This window comes from Streptomyces sp. (genome assembly GCF_050698815.1).
Lineage (GTDB): Bacteria > Actinomycetota > Actinomycetes > Streptomycetales > Streptomycetaceae > Streptomyces.
Genome location: NZ_JBOHCV010000415.1, coordinates 1 through 2,359, shown reverse-complemented (window position 1 = coordinate 2,359; position 2,359 = coordinate 1). Strand labels below are relative to the sequence as shown.

General features: G+C 69.0%; 4 protein-coding genes. All 4 read left to right on the top strand.

What is annotated here, in order from left to right; all coding sequences use genetic code 11:
* The first annotated feature begins 374 nt into the window (after positions 1–374).
* Entirely contained in the window at positions 375–743 is a 369-nt protein-coding gene (locus tag ACRDP3_RS15110; protein WP_431517454.1) for a hypothetical protein, read from the top strand.
* A gap of 98 nt (positions 744–841) precedes the next feature.
* Positions 842–1,195 (top strand): DUF6247 family protein, encoded by a 354-nt coding sequence (locus tag ACRDP3_RS15105; RefSeq protein ID WP_431517453.1) that lies wholly within the window; start codon positions 842–844, stop codon positions 1,193–1,195.
* Between the two features lie 138 nt (positions 1,196–1,333).
* Positions 1,334–1,867 (top strand): type 1 glutamine amidotransferase domain-containing protein, encoded by a 534-nt coding sequence (locus tag ACRDP3_RS15100; protein ID WP_431517452.1) that lies wholly within the window; start codon positions 1,334–1,336, stop codon positions 1,865–1,867.
* A 15-nt stretch (positions 1,868–1,882) separates the two neighbouring features.
* The gene (locus tag ACRDP3_RS15095; RefSeq protein ID WP_431517451.1) at positions 1,883–2,308 is read left to right on the top strand and encodes an acyl-CoA thioesterase; all 426 of its coding nucleotides are present in this window, start codon (positions 1,883–1,885) and stop codon (positions 2,306–2,308) included.
* Positions 2,309–2,359 lie beyond the last annotated feature (51 nt).

Sequence of the window (2,359 nt, the reverse complement as noted above, 5' to 3'; positions counted from 1 at the left end):
CATCCCCGCCCCTCCGGTCAACGTAACCTTCGATCACCGGTCGAACCGGTTCATCTACAGGTGGCACGAGAACCAGTCCGGAGAGAACGGAACGAACGTACGCACGCCACGCCCCAGTCGGGACCTTGAGGGCCGCTCCCTGCCCGACGGACGCGGGACGAGCTACCGGTGATGGTCGCCGCCGGTGGTGGGCGTTTCAAGGCCCGGACGAACTCTCCAACACACTGTGGCCGACCGCTCATGGCCGGCGTCATCCGGTTCCCTTCCCTCGGCACCGGTAACCCCACCTGGGGTGTTCTGGCTGGTCGGGTGGCAGGATCGAGGTGACCGTAAGGCGCCCGGGAGAGCGGGTACGAACAGAACGGATGGCCCCCATGACCTTTCAGCACCCCGCCGAGCGCGGAGGCAACCGACGGGGCCGGTTCGAGCGCATGGCCGAGACGGCTTCCAACGTCACCAGTTCACCGATCTTCTACGGGTTCTGCGTGCTCCTGATCGCCGCGTTCGTCATCGTCCACTTCGCCGGTGTGCCGCTGGCCTGGATGATGTTCGTCGGCGATCTCGTGGCTGCCGTCAACCTGCTGCTGCTCGCCCTGCTCAAGAACACCGAGCGCCGGGCCGAGCACGCGATCCAGCGGAAACTCGACTCCATGGCCGCGGTGCTGCTCGAACAGCACGAGGGCGGCTCCCACCAGGCACACGAGAGCCTCAGGCGGGCCATCCGCATGGACGAGGACGTCTGAGAGAGCGGTCCGCCCCCGACACTCGTTCGTGCGGCTGCGAGCCACTCTCGCTCGGTACGCTGAGCGAAGGGACCAGAATCTCGCCCATGGGAGCAGCTATGACGACCGCAGCCGATGGGCAACCTCTCGTGCCTCAGCCACCCGCCACGGTGGCAGCGCTGCGTCAGGTCCTGGCACAGATCGCGCCGGCGACCTTGCCCGCCTTCACCCGCGAACTCGATCAAGCAGCCGACCAGGCACGGTACGGCTCCGATCTCGCACCGTTGCGGCGCTTCATCGCCCAGTGGGCGGTGTATGTCCATATCGAGCGGCAACCGGACCTCGCAGTGGAGTTCCGGCGTTGGGAGGACCTCGCCGAGTCCGGCGATGCGTCGCAGGCCCGGCGGGCCGCGGCCGAGATCGGCCGAATCCTCGACGAGGCGCATTCCGCGCTGGCGCTGTTCCCGCGGTGACCACGGACTGGCACTGGGAGTACGAGCCCCCGCGCCCCATGGCCCGCAGCGGGGGCATGACCGCGGCCGCGTCGGGGACCCGGGGGGCGGAAACCGGACGAGGCGTCGCGCCGGGGGCGCGGAAGGATGTGGCTCAGCATGCGGATCGCCTTTCTCATGGCCCCCAAGGGGGTCGAGCAGGTCGAGCTGACGGAGCCGTGGAACGCCCTGGCGGACGCCGGCCACACTCCGCGGCTGGTGTCCACGGCGGCGGGCCGGATTCAGGCGTACCGGCACCTCGACAAGCGGGACACCTTCCCGGTGGACCAGACCGTCGACGAGGCATCGGCCGAGGAGTACGGAGCGCTGGTGCTGCCGGGCGGGCTGGCGAACCCGGACGCGTTGCGGCAGGACGAGGACGCCGTACGGCTGGTCGAGACGTTCTTCGACGCGGGCAGGCCGGTCGCGGCGATCTGTCACGCACCGTGGACGCTGATCGAGGCGGACGTCGTGCGTGACCGTACGGTCACCTCCTATCCGAGCCTCCAGACCGACCTGCGGAACGCGGGTGCCTACTGGGTCGACGAGGAGGTCTCCGTCTGCCATGACGGCCCGAACACCCTGGTCACGAGCCGCAGGCCCGGCGATCTGAAGGCGTTCTGCGGAAAGCTGGTGGCCCAGCTCGGCGACTGAGGCCAGACTGGCTTCATGGCAGAGCTGTTCACCGTGGCGGTCACCGTCCGCGGCTATGAGACCGACGTCCAAGGACATCTGAACCAGAGCGTCTACCTGCAGTACGCGGAGCACGCTCGCTGGATGATGCTCGATGCCGCCGGCATCCGGCAGACGGACCTGGTGGCGCACGGCGTGGGACCGGTGGTGCTGGAGACCACCATCAAGTACCGGCGGGAGCTGCGGGCCGGCGACGAGGTCGAGGTCAGCTGCGCGTTCCGGTGGCGGGAGGGGAAGAAGACCTTCGAGGTCGAGCAGGTCGTCAGCACCTCCGACGGCGGGATCGCCGCTGAGATCAACGGGGTGGGCGGAGTACTCGACCTGGAGCGGCGGCGCCTCGTCGACGACCCGCGCAAGCCGTTCGTGGAACTGGCCGCGCGGCCCGAGGTGATGGGGCTGTAACGACCTGGTGCGCACACGAATCGACGGGCGGGGTACGGGCTGCGCGCCCGT

Coding starts and splice junctions, on each gene's coding strand:
- ACRDP3_RS15095 (WP_431517451.1), top strand. CDS start 1,883: ATGGCAGAGCTGTTCACCGTGGCGGTCACCGTCCGCGGCTATGAGACC.
- ACRDP3_RS15105 (WP_431517453.1), top strand. CDS start 842: ATGACGACCGCAGCCGATGGGCAACCTCTCGTGCCTCAGCCACCCGCC.
- ACRDP3_RS15110 (WP_431517454.1), top strand. CDS start 375: ATGACCTTTCAGCACCCCGCCGAGCGCGGAGGCAACCGACGGGGCCGG.
- ACRDP3_RS15100 (WP_431517452.1), top strand. CDS start 1,334: ATGCGGATCGCCTTTCTCATGGCCCCCAAGGGGGTCGAGCAGGTCGAG.